We start from the raw sequence: 23,643 nt of genomic DNA, 5'->3' as shown, positions 1-23,643 counted from the left end.
GCGGCCATGACGGCGCTCATCTCGCTTCGGGACGTCACCAAGACCTTCCACAACGGCGACTTCGCCGTTGAGGTCCTGCACGGCATCACGCTTGATATCGAGGCGGGGGAGTTCGTGGCGATCATCGGCCAGTCCGGCTCGGGCAAGTCGACGCTGATGAACATCCTCGGCTGCCTCGACCAGCCGACGTCGGGCGACTATCTCATCGATGGCGAGCCGGTCGCCGGCTTCGAGAGCGACGAGCTTGCGGCGCTGCGCCGCCGCACCTTCGGCTTCGTCTTCCAGAGCTACAATCTCATCCCGACGGCGAGCGCCCGCGAGAATGTCGAGGTGCCGGCGATCTATGCCGGCCTTCCGGCGCGCGACCGGCAGGAGCGGGCCGAAGCGCTGCTCGGCTCGCTGAAGCTCGGCGACCGGCTCGACCACCGCCCGAACCAGCTTTCCGGTGGCCAGCAGCAGCGCGTCTCCATCGCCCGCGCGCTGATGAACGGCGGCCGCGTCATCCTCGCCGACGAGCCGACCGGCGCGCTCGACAGCCAGAGCGGCGAGGAGGTCATGGCCCTCCTGCGCCGGATGCACGAGGACGGCCACACGATCATCCTCATCACCCACTCGCGCGAGGTGGCGGAGGCGGCCGACCGGCTGATCGAGATCCGCGACGGCCGCATCATCTCCGACCGCGCCCGCAAGACCCGCCCCTCCGCGGAAGCCGCCGCCGGCCTGCAGAAGGCCGTGCAGGAGGGCTCCGCGGCCATCGCCGACATTTCGGAGGCGATCAAGATGGCCTTCCGGGCGCTCCACGCCAATCTCTTCCGCACGGTTCTGACGCTGCTCGGCATCGTCATCGGCGTCGGCTCCGTGGTGGCGATGCTGGCCATTGGCACGGGCGCGCAGAACTCCGTGCTCGACCGCATTTCCTCGATGGGCTCGGACCTCCTGCTGGTGCGCCCGAGCATGGCGAATTTTCGCGGCGCTGGCGGCAGCTTTCCCGTGACGCTCGTTCCCTCGGATGCCGACGCGATCCTCGAACTGCCGAACGTCGCCTTCGCCGTGCCGGAAATGACGAGCTCCGTGACGGTGCGCTACGGCAATATCGATTACCAGACGACCGCCAACGGCACGGTGCCGGCCTTCCCGCGCGCGAAATCCTGGAGCATCGCCTCGGGCGAGTTCATCAACCAGGACGACATGGACACCTATGCGCCGGTCGTCGTGCTCGGCCAGACGGTGGCGAAAACCCTGTTTCCGGCCGGCGGCAGCCCGCTCGGCCAGTATGTCCTCGTCAACAAGATCCCCTTCCAGGTGATCGGCGTGATGGCCGAGATGGGCGCGAGCGCCGGCGGCAACGACCAGGACGACGTGATGCTCGTGCCGCTTTCCACCGGCAGCATGCGGCTCTTCGGCCAGCGCAACGTGCGCACCATCACCGTTCAGGTCGAGGACGCCTCGGCCATCGACCTGACGCAGGATGCCATCCAGTCGCTGCTGAACGAGCGGCACAAGGCCGAGGATACGCAGATCACCAACATGTCCTCGGTGCGCGAGGCCTTCACCGAGACGTCGAACACGATGAAGCTCTTCCTCGGCTCCGTCGCGGCCATCTCGCTGCTCGTCGGCGGCATCGGGGTGATGAACATCATGCTGGTGAGCGTGCGCGAGCGCACCCGCGAGATCGGCGTGCGCATGGCGACCGGCGCAAGGCGGCGCGATATCCTCTTGCAATTCCTCATCGAGGCGCTCGTGGTATCGGCGATCGGCGGGGCCATCGGCGTCGTCCTGGGGCTCTCCATCGGCGGGCTCGCCAAGGCCTTCGGCATGCCGGTCAGCTTCACCGCAGGTCCCGTGGCGCTCGCCTTCGCCTGTTCGTTCCTGACGGGTCTCGTCTTCGGCTACCTGCCGGCGCGCAACGCCTCGCATCTCCAGCCGGCCGTCGCGCTCAGCGCCGATTGAGGCTTAGCCGACCGCCGCAAGCCAGGCCGCGCGATAGGCCGCCAGCCCGGGCACGGCCGAAGGCTCCACTCGTGTCTCCGGTGTTGCGACCGGCGCGATGCCGGTGAGCAGCGAAGCACCCTGGCTGGTGCCGGTGGAGCCCGGAACGGCGATAGCCGGGCGGCCGGTCAATGCGGCCAAAAGAGTGAGGTAGAGCCGGTTCGCCGCAAATGGCCCCTCGACAATCGTCGGCCCCTTGGCGCCGATCAGGCCAAGGCAGGCCTCGTTCATCAGGGCGAGGTAGAGGCAGGCGGCGGCATGGTGCTCGGCGGCGCTCGCGCCCTCCGCATTCAGCCATCGCCTTTGATGGCCGGGGAAGGGCCCGGAGCCCGGCGCGACATTCGGCGTGAGCATCAGCTCCCTTTCGATCACCGCGGGCAGGGCCGCACGGATATCCTCATCCGCCACGCTGCCGATTTCCGCGGAGAGGATTTCGAACTCCCGCCCGCCCATGAAGCGGGAGGAGGGCACGGCGCGGCCATAGGCATCGACATTGGCGAGCGTGTCGCGCGCCGGATCGAGATGCTCCAGATCGCCGCCGACCGCGAAGTTGATTACCCATGTGCCGGTCGAGACCACCGCGAAGGGCGCCTCGCGCGCCACCAGATGCGGCAGCAGCGAGGCATTGGAATCGTGGATGCCGCAATAGACGGGGACCGAGACGCCGATGTCTTCGGCAATGTCCGGCAGGAGGGAGCCGAGGGCATCGAAGGCCGGCCGGATCGCCGCCATCAGCGGGCGGATGGCGAGCGTGTCGACCAGCGACGAATAGGCGCCGGCCTGCGGGTTCCAGAGGTCTGTGTGGCAGCCGAGCGAGGTCACCTCGTTCGCCGCGATGCCGGTCAGCCGGGCCGCCCAGTATTGCGGGTAGGTGACGATGGTCGTCACCTTGGCGAAGGCGTCCGGAAACACGGTCTTCTGGTAATGCAGCTGCGCCCCGACATTGAGGCCCATCGACAGGCGCGGCGAGCGCGTCTCCGCGAAGGGCGGACGAAGCGCATCATAGGAGTCCCGGATCGCCTGCGGGTATTCGTGCTCGTAGTCGAGCACCGGCATGGCGAGATTGCCGTCGATATCGAGCAGCGCTGCCGAGGCACCGTGCGTCGTGATCGAGATGGCGTCGAAACCGGTTTCCTTGGCGAAGCGGCGGTAGGCGTCGAGCGTGAACGCCCAGAGTGCTTCCACGTCGTAATGCGGGTAGGGGCCGTCCTTCAGGACGGCGTTGGCCATCCGGGCGGCGGCGATTTCCGCGCCCGTCGCGGCGTCGAGGACGACGACCTTGGCATTGGTCTTGCCGATATCGAGAACGGCGATGCGGCGATAGGCGCTCATGGCATATGGAAGACGGGAACGAGGTCGCTCTGGACGGGGGAATTGTCCGGGTTGGTCTCCATGATATCGGCCATGTGCGCCCACCAGCGCTTCATCACGGGATGCTCGGGCAGGGCCGCCATGGCATGATCTTCCGGCCGGGTGAGGATGCCGAAGAGGATGTTCGTCTCCGGGTCGAGATAGATCGAATAGTCGGACGCGCCTGCCTCATGCAGCAGGGCAACCAGTTCCGGCCAGATCTCGTCATGGCGCTTCCTGTATTCCGCCGCCATGCCGGGATGGAGCTTCATCTTGAAGGCGTGCCGTTTCATCAGGCTTTCCTTGCATGCTTGATCCGGCGTGCGACGATCGGCAGGGCGATGGTGACGATGAGCAGCAGGCCGATGAAGATGGACATGACGATGCCGGGCACATTGAGGAGGCCGAGTCCGAAGGTGACGAGGCCCATGACGAAGGCGGCGATGACGACGCCGGCAATCGTGCCCGCCCCGCCGAGGATCGAGACCCCGCCGAGCACGACCATGGTCACGATTTCCAGCTCCCACCCCTGCGCGATGGAGGGCCGGGTGGAGCCGAGGCGTGAGGTGAGGCAGACGGCGGCGATGCCGCTCATCAGGCCTGTCAGCAGGAAAAGGATGAACTTCACCCGGTCGACCGGAATGCCGGAGAAGCGTGCGGCCATGGCATTGTTGCCGATGACGTAGACGTGGCGGCCGAAATTCGTCCGGTGCAGCAGTACGCCGAAGACCACGGCCATGACGAGGAAGAGCACGAATTCGAAGGAGAAGACCCAGACGACGTAGCCTTGGCCGAACCAGGCGAAGTCGGCGGGATATTTGCCGTAGGCCTGATCGCCGAGGACGATATAGGAGATGCCGCGAAAGAGGCTCATCGTTCCGATGGTGACGACGATGGACGGCAGCTTGAGGCCGGCGACGAGCAGGCCGTTGAACGCGCCGCAGGCAAGGCCGGTGCCGATGCCGATCATGACGAGGCCGGGCGTGCCGACGCCCATCTGCACCGCCGCGCCCATGGCGGTCGAGGCGAGCGCGATGATCGCGGCGACGGAAAGGTCGATTTCCCCGGCGATGATCAGCAGCGCCATGGCGAAGGCGACCAGCGCCTTTTCCGTGAAGTTGAACGTCGCGTCCGAGAGGTTCCAGGCATCGAGGAAATAAGGCGAGGCCAGCGAATTGGCGGTGAAGATGAGGACGGCCACGCAGAAGAGCAGCACTTCCCAGCTTGCCAGCAGCCGCTTCATCGGCGTGCCGAGCCGGTCGGGGATCTGGCGGCGGATGGTAGTCTCGGTGTTCATGCCAGCGTCTCCTTGGCGGCACGGTCGCGCAGGATGATGCGGCCCTTCTTCTTCTCGGCGCGGGCGTTGAAGACGACGGCGAGGATGATGACGACGCCCGAAATGGCCATCTGCGCGAAGGGCGAAATGCCGATGACGGGCAACGCGTTCTTGATGACGCCGAGGAAGAGCGCTCCGAGCACGGTGCCGATCACGCTGCCGATCCCGCCGGCAATCGAGATGCCGCCGATGACGCAGGCCGCGACGCTGTCCAGCTCGAAGCCGGCGGCGATGTCGACATAGGCGACAGCATAGCGCGACACCCAGAGATAGCCGGAAAGGCCGGCGAGCGCGCCGGACAGCACGAAGGCGAGGAAGCGCGAGCGGCCGACATCGATGCCGGCATAGATGGCGGCCGTGGGGTTGCCGCCCGAGGCATAGGCGGCACGGCCGAAGGGCGTGCGCGTCAGCACGAACCACATCATCAGCACGATGGCGATGGCGAGCCAGGAGAGGATCGGCAGGCCGAGCACGAGAAAGCGCGGCAGGTTGAGGAAATCGGGCGTCATCTGGTGGGCATTCACCCAGCTGCCGCCCGACAGAACGAAGGCCATGCCGCGATAGATGGTAAGCGTGCCGAGCGTCACGACGATGGGCGGGATCTGCAAGAGCCAGACGAGGAAGCCGTTGATCGCGCCGAGCGCCGCGCCGATGCCAACGGCGAGCAAGATGAGCAGCGCCAGCGGCAGGCCGGGATAGGCCGCATCCAGCATCGCGACCGCCATGCCGGTGAAGGCGAGGTTCGCCGCGACCGAGAGGTCGATGGATTTCGTCAGGATCACCGTCATCTGGCCGAGCGCGAGGATGATGAGGATCGACGTATCGTTGAAGATATTGGCGAGATTGGCGAGGGAGGCGAAGCCGGCCGCGCGCGTCGCGAAGCCGGCGATCATCACGAGGATGATCAGGGCCAGCAGGAGTTCACGGTTCTTGAGAAGACGCTGCATGCTCATTCGCCCTTACGCATTGCCGGTCGCCGCGCGCACCAGCGTTTCCGCCGTCAGCCCGTCGCGGTCGTACAGGCCGGCCATAAGCCCCTCGCGCATCACCATCACGCGGTCCGACATGCCGAGGATCTCAGGCAGTTCGGAGGAGATCATGACGATGGAGAGGCCCTCGCCGGCAAGTTCCGAGATGAAGGCGTGCACCGCAGCCTTGGAGCCGATATCGATGCCCTTGGTCGGCTCGTCAAGGATAATGACCTTCGGCTTCGTGGCGAGCCACTTGCCGATGACGACCTTCTGCTGGTTGCCGCCCGAAAGCGTGCCGACCGGCACGGAGAGCGCGGCGGCGCGCAGGTCCAGCCGCTCGGCATATTTGCGCGCCAGCGAAAACTCGTTGATCGCCTTCAGGAAACCGCGCGTCGAGGTGCGGGCGAGCGAGGGCAGCGACATGTTCTGGTAGATCGGCATGTCCAGCGCGAGGCCGTGGCGGCCGCGCTCCTCCGGCACATAGACGACGCCGGCGGCAATCGCGTCGGCGGACGAGCGGATGGCGATCTCGCGTCCGTCGAGGAAGGTCTTTCCCGAGGCGGGCACGGTCATGCCGAACAGCGACTGGCAGAGTTCCGAGCGTCCCGCGCCGATGAGGCCGTAGACGCCGAGAATCTCGCCGCGCCTGAGCTCGAAGGAGATGTCGCGGAATTCCGTGTCGTGACAATAGCCCTCGACCCTGAACACGGTCTCGCCGATGGCGACCTTGCCCTTTGGGAAGACGTCATGCACGTCGCGGCCGACCATCAGCCGCACGATCTCCTCCTGCGGCGTCTCGCTCAGCCGGCCGGCGCCCACCATGCGCCCGTCGCGGAAGACGGCGTAGCTGTCGGCGATCTCGTAGAGCTCGTCGAACTTGTGGCTGATGAAGAGGATGGCCTTGCCCTGCTTCTTCAGGTTCCCGACGATGCGAAAGAGGTCGTCGATCTCCTTGCGCGAGAGCGCGGCCGTCGGCTCGTCCATGATGACGATGCGCGCCTCGACGGAGAGCGCCCGGGCGATCGCCACCAGATGCCGCTGGGCGATCGAGAGGTCCTTCAGCTTGATCGTCGGGTCGATATTGCTTTCGAGCTGGTGCATCAGCGCGCGGGCGCGCTCGTTGATGGTCTTCCAGTCGATGAGGCCGAAGCGCGTGCGCGGCGCATGGCCAAGGAAGATGTTTTCCGCGACCGTCAGCTCGTCGAAGAGCACGGTCTCCTGATGGATGGCGGTGACGCCGGCGTCGATGGCGGCCTGCGCATTGGCGAAGGTCACGGGCTGGCCGTCCATGACGATCTCGCCCTCGTTCGGGCGATAGATGCCGGTGAGGATCTTCACCAGAGTCGATTTGCCCGCGCCGTTCTCGCCGATCAGCGCCGTCACCTCGCCGGGATAGAGCGCGATATCGACGCCGTCGAGCGCCTTTACGCCGGGGAATATCTGCGAGATGCTGCGCATCTCCAGAATGGGGGACTTTGTGCTTTTGGACATCGAGCCGGCATCGGACTGTTGTGTGGCGGCGAGCATGTTCGGTTCACCTTGAAGGCCCTCTCCAGCGAAGGGCCGGGCAATTGCGTTGGACGCACGGCGTCTCGGTTTTCCTTCTCCCCTCGGGGAGAAGGTGGCCCGAAGGGTCGGATGAGGGGGAGGGACGGTCGCTTTCGCCTCCGGCGTCCCCCTCATCCCGCTGCCGCGACCTTCTCCCCGCCGGGGAGAAGGAGGACAGCAGCATCGTCTTGCTCCGGATCAGAAGATCTTCGCGAATTCCTCGACGTTCGAGGCGTCGTAGACGAAGGGATCGGCCATGGCGGCCTCGCCGTTGTCGCCGACCTTGATCTTGCCCATGCGGCCGGCTTCGATTTCCGAACCCGGCGCGCCGTCCGTGTCGCCCTTGACGAGGTGGTAGGCGATCTGGGTGGCGGAATAGCCGAGGTCGATCGGGTTCCAGATGGCGAATTCCTTGGTCGCGCCCGATTTGATGGCGCCGGCCATCTCGGAGGGAAGGCCAAGGCCGGTCACATAGACCTCGCCGATCTTGCCGGCATCCTTGACGGCCTGCGAGGCGGCGAGGACGCCGACCGTCGTCGGGGCGACGATGACCTTGACGTTCGGCTGCGAGGTCAGGAGGCCGTTGGCTTCGCGGTAGGACTTGTCGGCAAGGTCGTCGCCGTAGACGGTGGTGACGAGGTTGAGGCCCGGGAAGTCGCCGATCTGCTTCTTCATTTCCTCGATCCAGGTGTTCTGGTTGGTCGAGGTCGTCGTCGCCGAGAGGATCGCGAAGTCACCCTTGCCATCCGGCAGGTGGTCCTTGGCGAGCTGCAGGCACATCTTGCCGATCAGCTCGTTGGACGACGGGTTGAGGTGCATGATGCGGCCTTCCGGTGCCACGCCCGAATCCCAGGAGATGACCTTGATGCCGCGCTGCTGGGCTTTCTTGAGGGCCGGGACGACGGCGTCCGGGTCGTTCGCGGAGATCGCGATGGCGTCGACGCCCTGGGCGATCAGCGAGTTGATGACCTCGATCTGGCCTTCGGCCGTCGTCGTGGTCGGGCCGGTATAGATGATCTCGACGCCGCCGAGTTCCTTGGCGGCTTCCTCGGCGCCCTTGTTGGCGGCCTCGAAGAAGCCGTTGCCGAGCGACTTGACGAGCAAGGCGATCTTCATGTCCGCGGCATTGGCCGTGGACACCATGGCGGCAAGCGCGAGCGTCGCGCCGGCGAGCAGTTTCGTGGTCAGTTTCATGGTCTTCCTCCCAATGTTGAAACGTTCACTCCTCCCGGCCGCCCGCTTGTCAGGCCGCCGAGGTGGAATCCTCCTTCTCGGTCGAAGCCATCGGCTTGACCGTGATGAGCCTTATGCCGGCATGGGCGACCATGGCGGCCGCCTCGTCCGAAATCCTGTCGTCGGTGATGATCGTGGTGACATTCTCCAGCGGGCACAGAATGAGGCTGGAGCGCCGCTCGAACTTGCTGGAATCGACCATCACGATCAATTCCTCCGCCTGCCGCATCAGCTTCTGCTCGCTCTGGATGACCAGCGCGTCTGCCTCCATGATGCCGAGCGCATTGACGCCCTGTGCTCCGATGAACATGCGCCGCGCATAGAAATTGCGGATCGCGTCATTGTCGAAGGGCGAGAGAATGAGGCTCTGGTCGCGGTAGATCGCGCCACCCGGAACGCTCACCGTGCATTTGGAATGCTTCACCAGATGCTCGGCGATGGCGAAGGAATTGGTCATGACCTGCAGGCGGCGGGCCGACATGAAATGCACCATCTGGAACGTCGTGGTGCCGCCGTTGATGATGATCGAGTCGCCTTCCTCGCAGAGCTCCACCGCGCGGCGGGCGATTGCGCGCTTGCGATCGATGTTGATCGATTCGGACACCTTGAACGGACGCGCCGCCAGATTGCCGAGTTGCGGCGGATGCACGGCCTCGGCGCCGCCGCGCACGCGGCGCAGCTTGCCCTGAACATGCAAGGCGGCGATGTCGCGGCGGATCGTGGCTTCGGATGCCTCGGTCAGTTCGGCGATATCCTGCACCGTCACGACGGGCTTTTCCTGGATAGCGCTCAGAATGATGCGATGGCGTTCGCGTTCGTGCATGGGGTCCTCCTCAGTATGATTTATTCGCATTCGTTTTAGTCTGTCAATCAGAAACGATCAAAAAAGATCATATTGCACTGCACAATGATCTTTAGTGATCAAAAATGATTGACATTGCGAGCCAAGGTGCGCCATAGCTCTGGCAAAGGAGACGGGACGCCGCGCTGGCATCCCGTGATTGGACAGACCAGGGAGGATGTCATGACGGGCCAGCCCCGCCTTCTCGAAAACCGTTGGGACGACGCCCATGCCGCAAGGCTCGACGAGCCCGGCAAGCTGCTCTACCGCTCCAATCTCCTCGGCGCCGACAAGCGCATCACCAATTACGGCGGCGGCAACACCTCGGCCAAGGTGCTGGAAACCGATCCGCTGACGGGCGAGAAGGTCCGTGTCATGTGGGTGAAGGGCTCCGGCGGCGACGTCGGCACGATCAAGCTCGACGGTTTCGCGACCCTCTACATGGAAAAGCTCGAAGCGCTGAAGGGCATCTACAAGGGCGTCGAGGACGAGGACCGCATGGTCGGCTTCCTGCCGCACTGCACCTTCAACCTCAACCCGCGCGCCGCCTCCATCGACACGCCGCTGCACGGCTTCGTGCCGTTCGCGCATGTCGACCACATGCATCCCGACGCGATCATCGCCATCGCCGCCTCGAAGAATTCGAAGGCGCTGACGGCGCAGATATTCGGCGAGGAGATCGGCTGGCTGCCCTGGCGCCGCCCCGGCTTCCAGCTTGGCCTCGACCTCGAAGCCTTCGTGAAGGCGAACCCGAAGGCCAAGGGCGTGGTTCTCGAAAGCCACGGGCTCTTCACCTGGGCGGACGATGCCAAGGATTGCTACCTGCTGACGCTCGACATCATCAACCGGGCGATCGAATGGTTCGCGAAGGAGACGGAAGGCAAGACGATCTTCGGCGGCGCCGTCGCAAAAAGCCTCGGTGAAGCCGAGCGCCGCGCCGTTGCCGCAAAGCTGATGCCGGAAATCCGCGGCCGCATCGGCAAGGGCGAGCGCAAGCTCGGCCATTTCGACGACCAGGCCGCCGTGCTCGAATTCGTCAATTCGAGGGACCTGAAGCCGCTCGGCGCGCTCGGCACCTCCTGCCCGGACCATTTCCTGCGTACCAAGATCCGGCCGCTCATCGTCGACTTCGACCCGGCAAAACCGGATGCCGACGCCGTGATCGCCGGTCTCGACAAGGCTCTGGAGGATTATCGCGCCGACTACGCCCGCTACTATGAAGCCTGCAAGCGCGGCAATTCGCCGGCCATGCGCGACCCGAACCCGGTCATCTTCCTCGTTCCCGGCGTCGGCATGCTGTCCTTCGCCAAGGACAAGGCGACCGCGCGCATCGCCGGCGAATTCTACGTCAACGCCATCAACGTGATGCGCGGCGCCTCGACGGTTTCCGAATACCAGGGCCTGCCGGAGCAGGAAGCCTTCGACATCGAATACTGGCTGCTGGAGGAAGCAAAGCTCCAGCGCATGCCCAAGCCGAAGAGCCTTGCCGGCCGCGTCGCCTTCGTGACGGGCGGCGCCGGCGGCATCGGCCGCGCGACGGCCGAGCGGCTGGCGGGCGAGGGCGCCTGCGTGGTGCTGGCCGATATCGACGCCGATGCGCTTGAACAGGTCGGCGCGGACTTCGCCAAGAAATACAGTGGTGACGTCGTGCGCACCGTCACGCTCAACGTGACGGACGAGGCGGGCGTCATTTCCGCCTTCGCGGAGGCCTGCGTCGAATTCGGCGGCGTCGATATCCTCGTCTCCAATGCCGGCATCGCCTCCTCCGCGCCGGTCGAAAGCACGGAGCTTTCGATGTGGAACAAGAACATCGAAATCCTTGCGACCGGTTACTTCCTCGTCTCGCGCGAGGCGTTCCGCCTCTTCCGCCGACAGAATATCGGCGGCAATGTGGTCTTCGTCGCCTCCAAGAACGGCCTTGCCTCCTCGCCGAACGCCTCGGCCTATTGCACGGCCAAGGCCGCCGAGATCCACCTTGCGCGCTGCCTTGCGCTCGAAGGCGCGGAGGCGGGCATCCGCGTGAACACGGTCAACCCCGATGCGGTGCTGCGCGGCTCCAAGATCTGGGGCGGCGAGTGGCGCGAGCAGCGCGCGGCCTCCTCGAAGATCGAGGTGAGCGAACTGGAGGAGCATTACCGCAAGCGCTCGATGCTCAAGCTCAACGTCTTCCCGGAGGACATCGCCGAGGCGATCTATTTCCTCGCATCGGACCTTTCGGCAAAGTCGACGGGCAACATCATCAACGTGGATGCCGGCAACGCGCAGAGTTTCCCGCGCTAATGCGCGTGGATCAGGGAGGACGGAATGGCTGAATTCAGGATCGCGCAGGATGTCGTCGCGCGGGAAAACGACAGGCGCGCCCAGGCGCTGAAGGAAGACTACGAGGCGCTCGGCGCGAACCTCGCCCGCCGTGGCATCGACATCGAGGCGGTCACGGCCAAGGTCGAACAGTTCTTCGTCGCCGTCCCCTCCTGGGGCGTCGGCGCGGGCGGCACGCGCTTCGCGCGCTTTCCCGGCACCGGCGAGCCGCGCGGCATCTTCGACAAGCTGGACGACTGCGCCGTCATCCAGCAGCTGACGCGCGCCACGCCCAATGTCTCGCTGCATATCCCGTGGGACAAGGCCGATCCGAAGGAACTGAAGGCCAGGGGCGATGCGCTCGGCCTCGGCTTCGACGCGATGAACTCCAACACCTTCTCCGATGCGCCCGGCCAGAAACATTCCTACAAATACGGCTCGCTCAGCCATACGGACGCGGCGACACGCGCCCAGGCGGTCGAGCACAATCTGGAATGCATCGAGATCGGCAAGGCCATCGGCTCCAAGGCGCTGACGGTCTGGGTCGGCGACGGATCCAACTTCCCCGGCCAGAGCAACTTCACCAAGTCGTTCGAGCGCTACCTTGCCGCCATGGCGGAGATCTACAAGGGCCTGCCGGATGACTGGAAGCTCTTCTCCGAGCACAAGATGTACGAGCCGGCCTTCTATTCGACGGTCGTGCAGGACTGGGGCACCAATTATCTGATCGCCCAGACGCTCGGCCCCAAGGCCCAGTGCCTCGTCGATCTCGGCCATCACGCGCCGAACACCAATATCGAGATGATCGTCGCCCGGCTCATCCAGTTCGGCAAGCTCGGCGGCTTCCACTTCAACGATTCCAAATACGGCGACGACGACCTCGATGCCGGCGCCATCGAGCCCTATCGCCTGTTCCTCGTCTTCAACGAGCTGGTGGATGCGGAGGCGCGCGGCGTCAAGGGCTTCCACCCGGCGCACATGATCGACCAGTCGCACAATGTCACCGACCCGATCGAAAGCCTGATCAACAGCGCAAACGAAATCCGTCGCGCCTACGCGCAGGCGCTCCTCGTCGACCGCACGGCGCTGTCCGGCTACCAGGACGACAACGACGCCCTGATGGCGACGGAAACGCTGAAGCGCGCCTACCGCACCGATGTGGAGCCGATCCTCGCCGAGGCCCGCCGCCGCACGGGCGGTGCCGTCGACCCCGTCGCGACCTATCGCGCCAGCGGTTACCGCGCCAGGGTCGCCGCCGAGCGACCCGCCTCCGTCGCGGGCGGCGGCGGCATCATCTGAGTCTATCGGGCTTCCCCCAAATCCTCTCGACCCCGGCGAATGTGGTTTTCGCCGGGGATTTTTTGCGCGCGGAATTCCGTCGTCTGTACGCTTTCGCACAAAGTTCAGATGGCCTGGAACTTCCGGTGACGTTGCGTGTTCGATTCCTGCCGTGAAGGGAGGGCGAAATGAACGAACAGACCGATATCCAATTGCATTTCGACGTTCTCAGTTGCCGTGCGCTGGTGTGCTGCGAGGGCAAGGACTATGTGCTGCCGGATGCCTATCCGACCCGCGAGGCGGCCGAGGCGGCGGCGAAGAAGTTCGCCTGGGAAAAGCTCGGCGCGCAGAAGCGTCGCGGCCGCAAGCCGTCCGACCTTGCCATCTGGCTGCGGTAGCTTTCGCGCGCGAATGTCAGTAAGGATAGGCTTTTGAGCAATTCCTGCAGCCGCCAGGCAATTTGGCGGCCCGGATCGCACAGCCAGAACGGAGTTCGCGCGTGAGCGTTGCATTCGTCAAGGAAGAGAGCGCGGAGACGGCAGCGGAAACCCAGCTGCCGGACCGCCCCGTTTCGCCGCATCCCAATCTCGTGACGGAGACAGGCCTGAAGGCGCTCGAGCGCCAGCTTCAGGAGGCGAAGGAGGCCTATGAGGCCGCCAACGCGGTCGAGGACATCAACGAGCGCCGCCGCCAGCTGGCCGGACCGGTGCGCGACCTGCGCTATCTTTCCGAGCGGCTGCGCACCGCCCAGCTCGTTCCGGCTCCTGCGACGAACGACGCCGTCGCCTTCGGCAGCACCGTCACCTTCAACCGGGACGACGGCCGCGTGCAGACCTACCGCATCGTCGGCGAGGACGAGGCCGACCCCAAGGCAGGGTCGATCTCCTACGTCTCCCCCGTCGCGCACCTCCTCATGGGCAAGGCGGTCGGCGACGTGGTGACGATGGGCGGGCAGGAACTGGAGATCGAGAAGATCGCCTGATTGGCAATAGCCGTCATGAAAAAAGGCCGGCATCGCGCCGGCCTTTCCGTTTCGGGAGCCTTGCCCATGCCGTCCACGGCATGGGCATCGGGTTCAGAAGCTGACGGCGCGGTCGCCGTCCTCGTCCTGGATGCGGGTCGGCAGGCCGATGCGGTTCAGGAGGTTGATGAAGGGCTTCGGCGGCAGTTCTTCCACGTTCGCCATCTTCTTCACGTCCCATTCGCCGGTAGCGATGAGCATCGCGGCGGCGACCGGGGGGACGCCGGCGGTGTAGGAGATGCCTTGGCTGCCGACTTCCTCATAGGCTTCCTTGTGGTCGGCCACGTTGTAGATGAAGACGGTCTTTTCCTTGCCGTCCTTCAGGCCCTTCACGTAGTCGCCGATGCAGGTCTTGCCCTCGTAGCCGGGGGCGAGCGAGGCGGGATCGGGCAGCACGGCCTTGACGACCTTGAGCGGCACGACTTCCTGGCCTTCGGCCGTCTTGACCGGCTGCTCGGAGAGGAGGCCGAGGTTCTTCAAGACGGTGAAGACGTTGATGTAGTGATCGCCGAAGCCCATCCAGAAGCGCACATTCGCGCCGTCCATGTTCTTGGCGAGCGAATGCACCTCGTCATGGCCGCACAGATAGGCGCGGCGCGTGCCGACGACCGGCAGGTCGTAGTCCTTGCCGATCTCGAACATCTTGTTGGTCTGCCACTGGCCGTTCTGCCAGGAATAGACGACGCCGGTGAATTCACGGAAGTTGATTTCCGGGTCGAAGTTCGTGGCGAAGTACTTGCCGTGGCTGCCGGCATTGATGTCGACGATGTCGACATCCGTCACCTTGTCGAGATATTCGTCCTTGGCGAGCTTGGCATAGGCGTTGACGACGCCCGGGTCGAAGCCGGCGCCGAGGATGGCGGTGATGCCCTTCTCCTCGCATTCGGCCGCACGCTTCCACTCGTAGTTGCCGTACCACGGCGGCGTCTCGCAGATCTTGCCCGGCTCCTCGTGAATGGCGGTGTCGATATAGGCGACGCCCGTGTCCATGCAGGCGCGCAGCACCGACATGTTGAGGAAGGCGGTGCCGACATTGATGACGATCTCAGACTTCGTCGACGTGATGAGCGCCTTGGTGGCCTCGATGTCGAGCGCGTCGAGGGCGTGGCCTTCAAGGACGCCCGGCTGTTTCATCGCCTTCTTCTCATGAACGGACGCGATGATCTTGTCGCACTTCGCCCTGGTGCGCGAAGCGATGTGGATGTCGCCGAGCACGTCGTTGTTCTGGGCGCATTTGTGCGCCACGACCTGTGCAACGCCGCCGGCGCCGATGATGAGCACGTTCTTCTTCATGTCCCGGAATAGCTCCTTCTGGGTTGATGAGGGGATTTAGGAAAGGCTTGCTTCGTAGTCCGCGTAGTCGAATTCGCGGACGGTGCGGATGGTGCCATCCAGCCCGCGGATGGCGATGGCCGGCATTTTCACGCCGTTGAACCAGTTCTTCTTGACCATGGTGTAGCCGGCGGCGTCCTGGATGGAGATGCGGTCGCCGACCTTCAGTTCCTGCTCGAAATTGAACTCGCCGAAGATGTCGCCGGCAAGGCAGGACTTGCCAGTGACCATGTAGCGGTGCGGCCCGGTGTTCGGGGAAAGCTTGGCGTTCTCGCGGTAGATCAGCAGGTCCAGCATGTGCGCCTCGATGGATGAGTCCACGATGGCGAGGTCCTTGCCATTGTTGAGCGTGTCGAGCACGGTCACCTCAAGCGTGGTGGACCTGGTGATCGAGGCTTCGCCGGGTTCCAGGTAGACCTGCACGCCGTATTCGCCCGCAAAGCGCTTCAGCCGTTCGGCGAACCTCTCCAGCGGGTAGTCCGCGCCCGTGAAGTGGATGCCGCCGCCGAGGCTCACCCATTCGGCCTTCTTCAGGAGCGGGGCGAACTTCTCCTCGATGGTGCCGAGCATGCGGTCGAAGAGCTCGAAATCGCCGTTCTCGCAATTGTTGTGGATCATGAAGCCCGAGATGCGGTCCATGACCGGCTCGACCTTTTTCACGTCCCATTCGCCGAGGCGCGAGAAGGGGCGGGCGGGGTCGGCGAGGTCGAAGCTGGAGGAGGAGATGCCGGGGTTGAGGCGCAGGCCGCGCACGATGCCGGCGGCCTTGTCGGAGAAGCGGTCGAGCTGGCTGACAGAGTTGAAGATGATCTTGTCGGCGTGGCTGATGACCTCGTCGATCTCGTAGTCCGCATAGGCGACGGAATAGGCGTGCGTCTCCTTGCCGAAGCGCTCGTGGCCGAGGCGCACCTCGTTGAGCGAGGAGGAGGTCGTGCCGTCCATGTAGTCCCGCATGAAATCGAAGACCGACCAGGTGGCGAAGCACTTCAGCGCCAAGAGCGCCTTGGCGCCGGAAATCTCGCGAAGCAGGGCGATCTTCTCCATGTTGGCGAGAAGCTTCGACTTGTCGATCAGGTAATAGGGCGTGTTGAGGGACATGGGGAACCTGTCTTCTTGCGGTGGAACGCGCGCTGGCCGGTGCCGGAACGCGATGGAACAGCGGCTCGCGGAGGCGTCAGCCTCCCGCTCCGCTGGAACTTACGGGAAGGAACCGTCTGTTACGGTATCGTCGTGCGGACACGGCGATGTGACAGCGCCTTGGCGCTGTTCGCCCGGTCGGCATATCGCGTGAAATGGAGGACGGGCAGGCGCGGTGTCTTCACCGGCCGCACGGGGCCGGAGGGCGTAACGGCGTCAAAGCCAGACCGTGCCGCGATGGCACGCATCGTAAAGCGTTCTTCCGTTCGGGGGGCATCTACCGAGCCCATCCCCGATTGGAAGAGGGCGTCGCAAGACATGGCGTCCTCCCCAACCAGCAGATGAAACCTGCAATAAGTGGGGCGCTCTCTAGCACAGGCGCGCCGGAGATTTCAATGCGGTACTTGGATGGAAATTTTCGGCATCGGCTCTTGCACCTCTAGTCGCTAGAGGTCGTAGAACATCCTCACGAGACGAAAGAGGATGATGCGATGTCGGATGTGAAAGAGACGCGGTTCCGGGTGGAGGGCATGGATTGCGCCTCCTGCGCCAGCAAGATCGACACGGCGGTGCGCCGCATGCCGGGCGTTGCGGACGTCTCCGTTTCCGTCACCGCCGGCACGATGCGCGTGCAGCACGATATGACGAGCGATCTCGACGCCATCCGCCGCAAGGTTTCCGGCCTCGGCTACACGGTGATGCCGGGCGCGGCTGTTGCGGCGGAAAAGCCTGCCGGTAAACACGAACACGGCCCCGGCAGCAGCCACGACCATGACCATGGGCCCCGCGATGATCACGCGCATGGGCACGATCATGACCACGCCGGCCACGACCACGGTGACAAGCCGAAGGCTGCGGCCATCGAAGGGCTGCACGGTCACGATCACGCCCCCTCGGAGGGCCCGTGGTGGAAGGGCAGGAAGGGCCGCCTCACCATCCTCGCCGGCGCGGCGCTGGTCATCGCCTATGGCGTCGGTCATCTCTTCCCCTCCATCGCGACCTATGCCTTCGTCGTCGCCATGGCCGTCGGCCTCGTGCCGATCGCCCGGCGCGCCATCATGGCCGCGCTCGCCGGCACGCCCTTTTCCATCGAGATGCTGATGACCATCGCCGCCGTCGGCGCGGTGATCATCAATGCGACGGAGGAGGCGGCGGCCGTCGTCTTCCTCTTCCTCGTCGGCGAACTGCTGGAAGGCGTCGCCGCCGGCAAGGCGCGCGACAGCATCCGCTCGCTCTCCGCCCTCGTGCCGAAGACGGCACTGCTGGAAGAAGGGGAGGGCCGCATGAAGGAAGTACCGGCGGAATCGCTCGCCGTCGGTGCGGTCATCCTCGTGCGCCCGGGCGACCGCATCTCTGCCGACGGCACGATCGTCGATGGCGAGAGCGCCATCGACGAAGCCCCTGTCACCGGCGAGAGCACGCCCGTGCGCAAGGAGACCGGCGACACGGTCTTTGCCGGTACGGTCAACGGCGATGCGGCCCTGCGCGTCCGGGTCACCGCCGCGGCGGCCGACAACACCATCGCCCGCGTCATCAAGCTGGTCGAGGAGGCGCAGGAATCGAAGGCGCCGACCGAGCGCTTCATCGACCGCTTCTCCAAATACTACACGCCCGGCGTGGTTGCCGTCGCCGCGCTTGTCGCGATCATCCCGCCGCTCCTTTTCGGCGGCGTCTGGAGCGAATGGGTCTACAAGGGCCTCGCCGTCCTCCTGATCGGCTGCCCCTGCGCGCTGGTCATCTCGACGCCCGCCGCCATCGCCGCCGCGCTTTCGGCCGGCGCGCGGCGCGGCCTGCTCATGAAGGGCGGCGCGGTGCTGGAGGGCCTCGGCAAGCTCACCGCCATCGCCTTCGACAAGACCGGCACGCTCACCGAGGGCAAGCCGAAGGTCACGGACGTGGTCGCCTTCGTGCAGCCGGCCGAAGAGGTGCTGCGCCTCGCGGCCGCACTGGAAGCCGGCTCCAGCCATCCGCTGGCGCTTGCCATTCTCGGCAAGGCCGCAGAGGACGGCATCGTCCTTCCGGCCGCTGGCGGTTCGCGTGCGCTGGGCGGCAAGGGTGTCACCGCCACCGTCGAAGGCAGGGATATCTTCCTCGGTTCGCCGAAGGCCGCCGCCGAGCGGGTCATCATTTCCGAAGAGGTGCAGGCCGCCACTACGGCGCTCAACGACGACGGCAAGACCGTCTCCATGCTGATCGTCGACGGTGTTCTCGCCGGGGCCATCGCCATGCGCGACGAGCCGCGCGCCGATGCTGCTGCCGGCCTGAAGACCCTGCGCGATGCCGGCATCAAGACGATCATGCTGACCGGCGACAATGCCCGCACGGCGAAAGCCGTCGGCGCCGAACTCGGCATCGAGGTGCGCGCCGAGCTGATGCCCGAGGACAAGCAGCGCATCGTCGGCGAGCTTCAGCGCGACGGCTTCGTCGTCGGCAAGATCGGCGACGGCATCAACGACGCCCCGGCGCTTGCCGCCGCCAATGTCGGCATCGCCATGGGCGGCGGCACGGACGTGGCGCTGGAAACGGCGGACGCCGCCATCCTGCACGGCCGCGTCGGCGACGTCGCGCTGATGACGGACCTCTCGAAGCGCACCATGCGCAACATCACACAGAACATCGTCATCGCGCTCGGCCTCAAGGGCGTCTTCCTGGTCACCACCATCGTCGGCATCACCGGCCTCTGGCCGGCGATCCTCGCCGATACCGGCGCCACCGTGCTCGTCACGATGAACGCCCTGCGCCTCCTGAGGCCCATCAAGGGATGAGGCGCAGGACATTCTTCGGCCTTTCCATCGGAGCCGCGATCATTGGAGCGACGGCTGCGGCCCTCATGCCGCGCGTTGGCCGGCCGAAACAACGCGCCTTCACCCTGCAGACGGTCGACGGAAACTCCTTCCGCTCGGCCGATCTTGCAGGAAATCCCTATCTCGTCTTCTTCGGCTTCACCCATTGCCCGGATGTCTGCCCCACCACGCTCTTCGAGCTGACGGCGCTCCTGAAGGATATCGGCCCGGCGGCGGATCGCATCACGCTGCTCTTCGTGTCCATCGACCCCGAGCGTGACACGGCGGCCCTCCTGAAGCTCTACATGACCGCCTTCGATCCGCGGATCATCGCGCTGCGCGGCGACGCCTTGCAGATGAAGGCGGCGGCGGATGCGTTCTCGGCCTTCTACCGGAAGGTGCCGACCGCCTCCGACAGCTACACGATGGAGCACACGGCCGGGCTCTTCCTCGTCCGCGCGGACGGGCGCCTGCAAGGCATGCTCGACATGCATGAGCCGCGCGAAACCCGATTGCAGAAACTGAGGCTGCTTGCCGCGTCCTAGTCGTGATCGTCGGCGCAGAGGTCGTGATTGGCCAGCGCGCGGATGACGTAGCAGTCGCTGATCTGGTCGGAATGGTTGTGGCTGGTGATGCGCTGCAGTTCGGCCTCCAGCTTCTGGAGGCGGGCGATCTTGCGCCGGACGGTCGCAAGCTGCTCGGCGGCGATGCGGTCGGCGTCGCGGCAGGGGCGCTCGGGATGCTGGCTGAGCTCGATCAGCTCGCGGATCGCATCGATGGTGAGGCCGAGGTCGCGCGCATGGCGGATGAAGGCGAGCCGGTCGCGCTCCTCGCTGGAATAGCGCCGCTGGTTGCCTTCCGACCGTTCGGCATGGGAAAGCAGGCCCATCTGCTCATAGTAGCGGATGGTCGGAACCTTGACGCCCGTTTCCCTGGAAAGATCGCCGATCGTCAGCATGGCCTTGGCCTCATGAAGTGAATCTTGCCAAGAGATGTGCCGTGGGGTCCGGCAAATCAAGTTTTCTCCCGGCGGGCCGATGACGATATTTTGTTCGCGTCGTGATTGTCGGCCGAAAGAAAGCCGCAAAGCTGGTCTTGAAGCAAAGGCGGCCTGGGGGTTTAAGCTCGGCCAGGCTGAAAGCCCCAGATTCGGGGCGAAGAACCGGGGCATGACGCCGCGTCCGGGCCGATGCAGGCCACAAGATTAACGAAGTTCTAAGCAATCGCTTGGACTCTGGTATCGAGATGCGCCGCGCCCGATGCGGCGTGCCACGAATCCCGAACAACGAAAACGACCCATGTTTGCGCTTCGCCACCGCCCTTCCCGTGAGACCTCCCGTTCGCGTCTTTCGCTCTTCGCCCGGCTTGCCGCCGCCGCTGTGGCCGGCGGGCTGCTTGCCGGCTGCATGGCGATGGACGTCGCCTCGCTCGCCGAGGCGCCCAAGCTGTCCAGCAAGGTGAAGGCCGAGATGGCGGCGAGGAAGATGAAGCCGGAGAGCCCCGTGCTCGTGCGCATCTTCAAGCAGGAAAGCGAGCTGGAGGTCTGGAAGGTCGATGCGAGCGGCAGATATGCGCTCTTCAAGACCTATCCGATGTGCCGCTGGTCCGGCAAGCTCGGCCCGAAGACGAAGAGCGGCGACCGCCAGGCGCCGGAGGGTTTTTACCATGTTTCCGCGGGCATGCTGAACCCGAACTCGCAATATTACGTCTCGTTCAACCTCGGCTATCCGAACAGGCTGGAATCGGCGCTCGGCTATTCGGGCGAGGCGCTGATGGTGCATGGCGCCTGCTCCTCCTCCGGCTGCTATGCCATGACCGACCAGGGCGTCGGCGAGATCTACGCCATCGTGCAGAAGGCGCTGGAGAGTGGGCAGGACCGCTTCCAGGTACAGGCCTATCCCTTCCGCATGACCACGGAGAACATGGCCAAGCACAAGGGCGACCCGAACATGCCCTTCTGGCGCACGCTGAAGGAAGGCTACGACGCCTTCGCCTTCACCAAGCGCCAGCCGAAGGTCTCCATTTGCGGCGGCCGCTACGTCTTCAACAAGGAATTCGTCGATGGCGAGCCGTCCGATCCGCTGGCGGCATGCCCGGCGACGGTCGACGGCGCACCGTCCGACGTGATGGCGAAGATCGGCGCGGAACAAAGGAAGCTGGATGCGGCTTTCGTGAACGCCACACCGGTTTCGAGCTTCGCCTATGTGGACGGCGGGATGCATCCGAGCTTCCGCTCGCTCCTGAAGCAGCAGGGTGCGAAGGGCATGGCCGCCCGCATCTCGCGCACGAAATACCCGGTCAGCCGGCCCGAAGCCGCGCTGGCCGACCCCTATGACGATTGATGTGAGGATCTCCGTTGACTGGTGAAAGCGTTACCCGCCGGTCCTTCCTGCTCGGCAGCGCTGGACTTGCAACCACGATCCTGGCCGGCTGCACGACGCCGGTGCGCGAAAGGGTCGCCATCGAGCCCGAGCCGGTCGATACCAGCATCTACGCCGCCATGTACGGGCCGAAGCCCGACGAGCAGTTCCCGCTGCCGGCCATTCCCTACCAGAAGATCGATCCGCGCTTCTATCGCCAGATGGTGCCGAACCCCACCGGCGAGCGCCCCGGCGTGATCGTCGTCGATACCGCGAACCATTTCCTCTACCTCACCTACGAGGACGGGCAGGCCATGCGCTACGGCGTCGGCCTCGGCCGCGCCGGTTTCGAATGGGCCGGCCGCGGCGTCATCCAGTACAAGCGCGAATGGCCGCGCTGGACGCCGCCGGACGAGATGATCGGCCGCCAGCCGGAGCTGGAGCCCTACAGCTCCCGCAACGGCGGCATGGAGCCCGGCCTCAAGAACCCGCTCGGCGCCCGCGCGCTCTATATCTTCCGCGACGGCGAGGATACGCTCTACCGCATCCACGGCTCGCCGGAATGGTGGACCATCGGCAAGTCCGTCTCGTCCGGCTGCGTGCGCATGATGAACCAGGATGTCGTCGACCTTTACAATCGCGTGCAGAACGGAACGCCCATCGTGGTGCTCGGTTCGCCGGCCGTTGCCGCTGCCTATTGACTGTATACGATTTTCGCGTCTTATTGTGTGCAATAAGGTTTGCCTCCTTGCGGGCAGGCCCGGTCGCGCATGATGGAGACGCGAGATGACGGAAACCCTTTTCACCAATGCGAGGCTGGCCGAGGGTTCGCTGAAGGATATCGGCGTCGTGCACGGGCGCGTCGTCTCGATAGCGCCGGCTGGCGCGAAGTCGGACGCGGCGCGGAGGATCGACATTGCCGGCGGGCTGCTGGTGCCGGCCTTCGTCGAGGGCCATATCCATCTCGATACGAGCTTCTACGGCGACAGGTGGTTTCCCCACAAACCCTGCACCAACGGCTTCGACGTGCATGAGCGCGTCGCCTTCCAGGCCGAGAACATGGCGCGGGCCGCGCCGATGGACGAGCGCACCCGCAACCAGCTCGAACTTTGCGTCGCCAACGGCTCGCTCCAGATGCGCAGCCATGTCATGGTCGACGGCTCCGTCGGGCTGAAGTCGCTGGAGACGATCCTGAAGGTCCGCGAGGAATATCGCGGCATCATCGACATCCAGCTCGTCGCCTTCCCGCAGAGCGGCATCCTGAAAAGCCCCGGCACGCCGGAGCTTCTGGACGAGGCCATCGCCATGGGCGCCGATCTCGTCGGCGGCCTCGATCCGGCGAGCTTCGACCGTGATCTTCAGGGCCATCTGGACGTCGTCTTCGGCGTCGCGGAAAAGCATGGCGTCGGGGTCGATATCCATCTCCACGATTTCGGCACGCTCGGCGTCTTCACGGTGGAGGAGATCTGCGCGCGCACGGTGGCACTCGGCATGCAGCACAAGGTCGCGATCAGCCACGCCTACGGCCTCGGCAATCTCGACCGGGACGCCGCTCGCCGCATCGGCGCGAGGATCGCGGCCGCCGGCGTCTCCATCATGACCAACGCCCCCGGCGACCATGCCTTCCCGCCGGTCGCGCTGTTGCGCGGCGAGGGCGTCAACGTCTTTGCCGGCAGCGACAATATCCGCGATTCCTGGTGGCCCTATGGCGATGGCGACATGCTCGGCCGCGCCATGATGATCGGCTACCGTTCCGGCTTCTACACGGACGATGAGCTCGCCGCCGCCTTCGACGTCGTCACCACCGCGGGCGCCAAGGCCCTCGGCCTCGAAGGCTACGGCATCGCGCTGGGCGCCAAGGCCGACTTCGTGACGCTCGCCGCCGAACATGTGCCGGAAGCGGTGGTGGCGGTGCCGAAGGGCCGGCGGGTCTTCAAGGAAGGTCGGCTCGTGGCGGAGAACGGGGCGGTGGTGCGATAACCTCTCCTCCGTCATGGTCGGGCCTGACCCGATCATCCACGCTCCGGGTACGGCATGGAGCCTCGGCTCAAGGCCGAGGGTAACGAAGGAGAGGGCGTGCTTGAAGTAATCGGGCGGCGAATGCCTTCGCAAAGAAAAAGGGCGTGCCGGCTTCCACCGGCACGCCCTTTCGTCTGGTCCGAACCC

The 23,643-nt window shown here is 65.2% G+C and carries 20 protein-coding genes; 10 read left to right on the top strand and 10 right to left on the bottom strand.

The window, feature by feature from the left end:
* Nucleotides 1-6 precede the first annotated feature (6 nt).
* Complete coding sequence (locus ACZ1A1_RS01495) at nt 7-1,950, top strand: MacB family efflux pump subunit (RefSeq protein ID WP_463618462.1); 1,944 nt, start codon at nt 7-9, stop codon at nt 1,948-1,950.
* Nucleotides 1,951-1,953: 3 nt separating this feature from the next.
* Here ACZ1A1_RS01495 and ACZ1A1_RS01490 read toward each other — a convergent pair whose 3' ends face one another.
* The 7 genes from ACZ1A1_RS01490 to ACZ1A1_RS01460 form a co-directional block, all read right to left on the bottom strand.
* Nucleotides 1,954-3,321, bottom strand: coding sequence for an FGGY-family carbohydrate kinase (locus ACZ1A1_RS01490; protein WP_463618461.1), 1,368 nt, complete (start codon nt 3,319-3,321; stop codon nt 1,954-1,956).
* Nucleotides 3,318-3,632 carry an L-rhamnose mutarotase gene (gene rhaM, locus ACZ1A1_RS01485; RefSeq protein ID WP_463618460.1) on the bottom strand — a complete coding sequence of 105 codons (315 nt, stop codon included), beginning with the start codon at nt 3,630-3,632 and terminating at the stop codon, nt 3,318-3,320. The genes ACZ1A1_RS01490 and rhaM overlap by 4 nt, the downstream gene beginning before the upstream one ends.
* Nucleotides 3,632-4,636, bottom strand: coding sequence for an ABC transporter permease (locus tag ACZ1A1_RS01480; RefSeq protein WP_463618459.1), 1,005 nt, complete (start codon nt 4,634-4,636; stop codon nt 3,632-3,634). Before ACZ1A1_RS01480 ends, rhaM begins: the two co-directional genes overlap by 1 nt.
* A complete protein-coding gene (locus tag ACZ1A1_RS01475; protein WP_463618458.1) occupies nt 4,633-5,622 on the bottom strand; it encodes an ABC transporter permease in 990 nt (329 codons plus the stop codon). Before ACZ1A1_RS01475 ends, ACZ1A1_RS01480 begins: the two co-directional genes overlap by 4 nt.
* Nucleotides 5,623-5,634: 12 nt before the next feature.
* Complete coding sequence (locus ACZ1A1_RS01470) at nt 5,635-7,173, bottom strand: sugar ABC transporter ATP-binding protein (protein ID WP_463618457.1); 1,539 nt, start codon at nt 7,171-7,173, stop codon at nt 5,635-5,637.
* A gap of 219 nt (nt 7,174-7,392) precedes the next feature.
* On the bottom strand, nt 7,393-8,388 hold the full coding sequence (rhaS, locus tag ACZ1A1_RS01465; protein ID WP_463618456.1) for a rhamnose ABC transporter substrate-binding protein: 996 nt from the start codon (nt 8,386-8,388) through the stop codon (nt 7,393-7,395).
* Nucleotides 8,389-8,437: 49 nt separating this feature from the next.
* The gene (locus tag ACZ1A1_RS01460; RefSeq protein WP_119254323.1) at nt 8,438-9,250 is read right to left on the bottom strand and encodes a DeoR/GlpR family DNA-binding transcription regulator; all 813 of its coding nucleotides are present in this window, start codon (nt 9,248-9,250) and stop codon (nt 8,438-8,440) included.
* A gap of 201 nt (nt 9,251-9,451) precedes the next feature.
* On the opposite strand from ACZ1A1_RS01460, the gene ACZ1A1_RS01455 reads away from it, so the two are divergent.
* From ACZ1A1_RS01455 to greA, 4 genes are all read left to right on the top strand, one after another.
* Complete coding sequence (locus tag ACZ1A1_RS01455; protein ID WP_463618455.1) at nt 9,452-11,548, top strand: bifunctional rhamnulose-1-phosphate aldolase/short-chain dehydrogenase; 2,097 nt, start codon at nt 9,452-9,454, stop codon at nt 11,546-11,548.
* Nucleotides 11,549-11,572: 24 nt separating this feature from the next.
* Nucleotides 11,573-12,865 (top strand): L-rhamnose catabolism isomerase, encoded by a 1,293-nt coding sequence (rhaI, locus tag ACZ1A1_RS01450; protein WP_463618454.1) that lies wholly within the window; start codon nt 11,573-11,575, stop codon nt 12,863-12,865.
* Between the two features lie 167 nt (nt 12,866-13,032).
* Nucleotides 13,033-13,242 carry a hypothetical protein gene (locus tag ACZ1A1_RS01445; RefSeq protein WP_119254326.1) on the top strand — a complete coding sequence of 70 codons (210 nt, stop codon included), beginning with the start codon at nt 13,033-13,035 and terminating at the stop codon, nt 13,240-13,242.
* Between the two features lie 101 nt (nt 13,243-13,343).
* A complete protein-coding gene (gene greA / locus ACZ1A1_RS01440; protein ID WP_463618453.1) occupies nt 13,344-13,826 on the top strand; it encodes a transcription elongation factor GreA in 483 nt (160 codons plus the stop codon).
* A 93-nt stretch (nt 13,827-13,919) separates the two neighbouring features.
* On the opposite strand, the gene ACZ1A1_RS01435 is transcribed toward greA, so the two are convergent.
* Nucleotides 13,920-15,158, bottom strand: a complete 1,239-nt coding sequence (locus tag ACZ1A1_RS01435) for a saccharopine dehydrogenase family protein (RefSeq protein ID WP_463618452.1) — start codon at nt 15,156-15,158, stop codon at nt 13,920-13,922.
* A gap of 36 nt (nt 15,159-15,194) precedes the next feature.
* Nucleotides 15,195-16,295: a carboxynorspermidine decarboxylase gene (locus ACZ1A1_RS01430; protein ID WP_463618451.1), complete on the bottom strand. Its 1,101-nt coding sequence runs from the start codon at nt 16,293-16,295 to the stop codon at nt 15,195-15,197.
* A gap of 530 nt (nt 16,296-16,825) precedes the next feature.
* Here ACZ1A1_RS01430 and ACZ1A1_RS01425 point away from each other — a divergent pair.
* Nucleotides 16,826-19,099 (top strand): heavy metal translocating P-type ATPase, encoded by a 2,274-nt coding sequence (locus ACZ1A1_RS01425; RefSeq protein ID WP_463618450.1) that lies wholly within the window; start codon nt 16,826-16,828, stop codon nt 19,097-19,099.
* Nucleotides 19,096-19,662: an SCO family protein gene (locus ACZ1A1_RS01420; RefSeq protein WP_463618449.1), complete on the top strand. Its 567-nt coding sequence runs from the start codon at nt 19,096-19,098 to the stop codon at nt 19,660-19,662. Before ACZ1A1_RS01425 ends, ACZ1A1_RS01420 begins: the two co-directional genes overlap by 4 nt.
* Here the strand turns inward: ACZ1A1_RS01420 and ACZ1A1_RS01415 are convergent.
* Entirely contained in the window at nt 19,659-20,075 is a 417-nt protein-coding gene (locus tag ACZ1A1_RS01415) for a MerR family transcriptional regulator (protein ID WP_313192093.1), read from the bottom strand. The two genes, ACZ1A1_RS01420 and ACZ1A1_RS01415, sit on opposite strands and share 4 nt — an antisense overlap.
* Nucleotides 20,076-20,415: 340 nt before the next feature.
* Between ACZ1A1_RS01415 and ACZ1A1_RS01410 the strand changes: the two genes are divergently transcribed.
* From ACZ1A1_RS01410 to ACZ1A1_RS01400, 3 genes are all read left to right on the top strand, one after another.
* Nucleotides 20,416-21,459 (top strand): hypothetical protein, encoded by a 1,044-nt coding sequence (locus ACZ1A1_RS01410; RefSeq protein WP_463618448.1) that lies wholly within the window; start codon nt 20,416-20,418, stop codon nt 21,457-21,459.
* 14 nt (nt 21,460-21,473) lie between these two features.
* Entirely contained in the window at nt 21,474-22,178 is a 705-nt protein-coding gene (locus ACZ1A1_RS01405) for a L,D-transpeptidase (protein WP_415214949.1), read from the top strand.
* Nucleotides 22,179-22,263: 85 nt separating this feature from the next.
* Nucleotides 22,264-23,457, top strand: a complete 1,194-nt coding sequence (locus tag ACZ1A1_RS01400; RefSeq protein WP_463618447.1) for an amidohydrolase family protein — start codon at nt 22,264-22,266, stop codon at nt 23,455-23,457.
* Nucleotides 23,458-23,643: the final 186 nt, after the last annotated feature.

This window comes from Shinella sp. R2-11, from assembly GCF_055330205.1.
This window is presented reverse-complemented; position numbering and strand designations above follow the sequence as displayed.

Coding starts and splice junctions, on each gene's coding strand:
- ACZ1A1_RS01495 (WP_463618462.1), top strand. CDS start 7: ATGACGGCGCTCATCTCGCTTCGGGACGTCACCAAGACCTTCCACAAC.
- ACZ1A1_RS01490 (WP_463618461.1), bottom strand. CDS start 3,321: ATGAGCGCCTATCGCCGCATCGCCGTTCTCGATATCGGCAAGACCAAT.
- rhaM (WP_463618460.1), bottom strand. CDS start 3,632: ATGAAACGGCACGCCTTCAAGATGAAGCTCCATCCCGGCATGGCGGCG.
- ACZ1A1_RS01480 (WP_463618459.1), bottom strand. CDS start 4,636: ATGAACACCGAGACTACCATCCGCCGCCAGATCCCCGACCGGCTCGGC.
- ACZ1A1_RS01475 (WP_463618458.1), bottom strand. CDS start 5,622: ATGCAGCGTCTTCTCAAGAACCGTGAACTCCTGCTGGCCCTGATCATC.
- ACZ1A1_RS01470 (WP_463618457.1), bottom strand. CDS start 7,173: ATGCTCGCCGCCACACAACAGTCCGATGCCGGCTCGATGTCCAAAAGC.
- rhaS (WP_463618456.1), bottom strand. CDS start 8,388: ATGAAACTGACCACGAAACTGCTCGCCGGCGCGACGCTCGCGCTTGCC.
- ACZ1A1_RS01460 (WP_119254323.1), bottom strand. CDS start 9,250: ATGCACGAACGCGAACGCCATCGCATCATTCTGAGCGCTATCCAGGAA.
- ACZ1A1_RS01455 (WP_463618455.1), top strand. CDS start 9,452: ATGACGGGCCAGCCCCGCCTTCTCGAAAACCGTTGGGACGACGCCCAT.
- rhaI (WP_463618454.1), top strand. CDS start 11,573: ATGGCTGAATTCAGGATCGCGCAGGATGTCGTCGCGCGGGAAAACGAC.
- ACZ1A1_RS01445 (WP_119254326.1), top strand. CDS start 13,033: ATGAACGAACAGACCGATATCCAATTGCATTTCGACGTTCTCAGTTGC.
- ACZ1A1_RS01435 (WP_463618452.1), bottom strand. CDS start 15,158: ATGAAGAAGAACGTGCTCATCATCGGCGCCGGCGGCGTTGCACAGGTC.
- ACZ1A1_RS01430 (WP_463618451.1), bottom strand. CDS start 16,295: ATGTCCCTCAACACGCCCTATTACCTGATCGACAAGTCGAAGCTTCTC.
- ACZ1A1_RS01425 (WP_463618450.1), top strand. CDS start 16,826: ATGTCGGATGTGAAAGAGACGCGGTTCCGGGTGGAGGGCATGGATTGC.
- ACZ1A1_RS01420 (WP_463618449.1), top strand. CDS start 19,096: ATGAGGCGCAGGACATTCTTCGGCCTTTCCATCGGAGCCGCGATCATT.
- ACZ1A1_RS01415 (WP_313192093.1), bottom strand. CDS start 20,075: ATGCTGACGATCGGCGATCTTTCCAGGGAAACGGGCGTCAAGGTTCCG.
- ACZ1A1_RS01410 (WP_463618448.1), top strand. CDS start 20,416: ATGTTTGCGCTTCGCCACCGCCCTTCCCGTGAGACCTCCCGTTCGCGT.
- ACZ1A1_RS01400 (WP_463618447.1), top strand. CDS start 22,264: ATGACGGAAACCCTTTTCACCAATGCGAGGCTGGCCGAGGGTTCGCTG.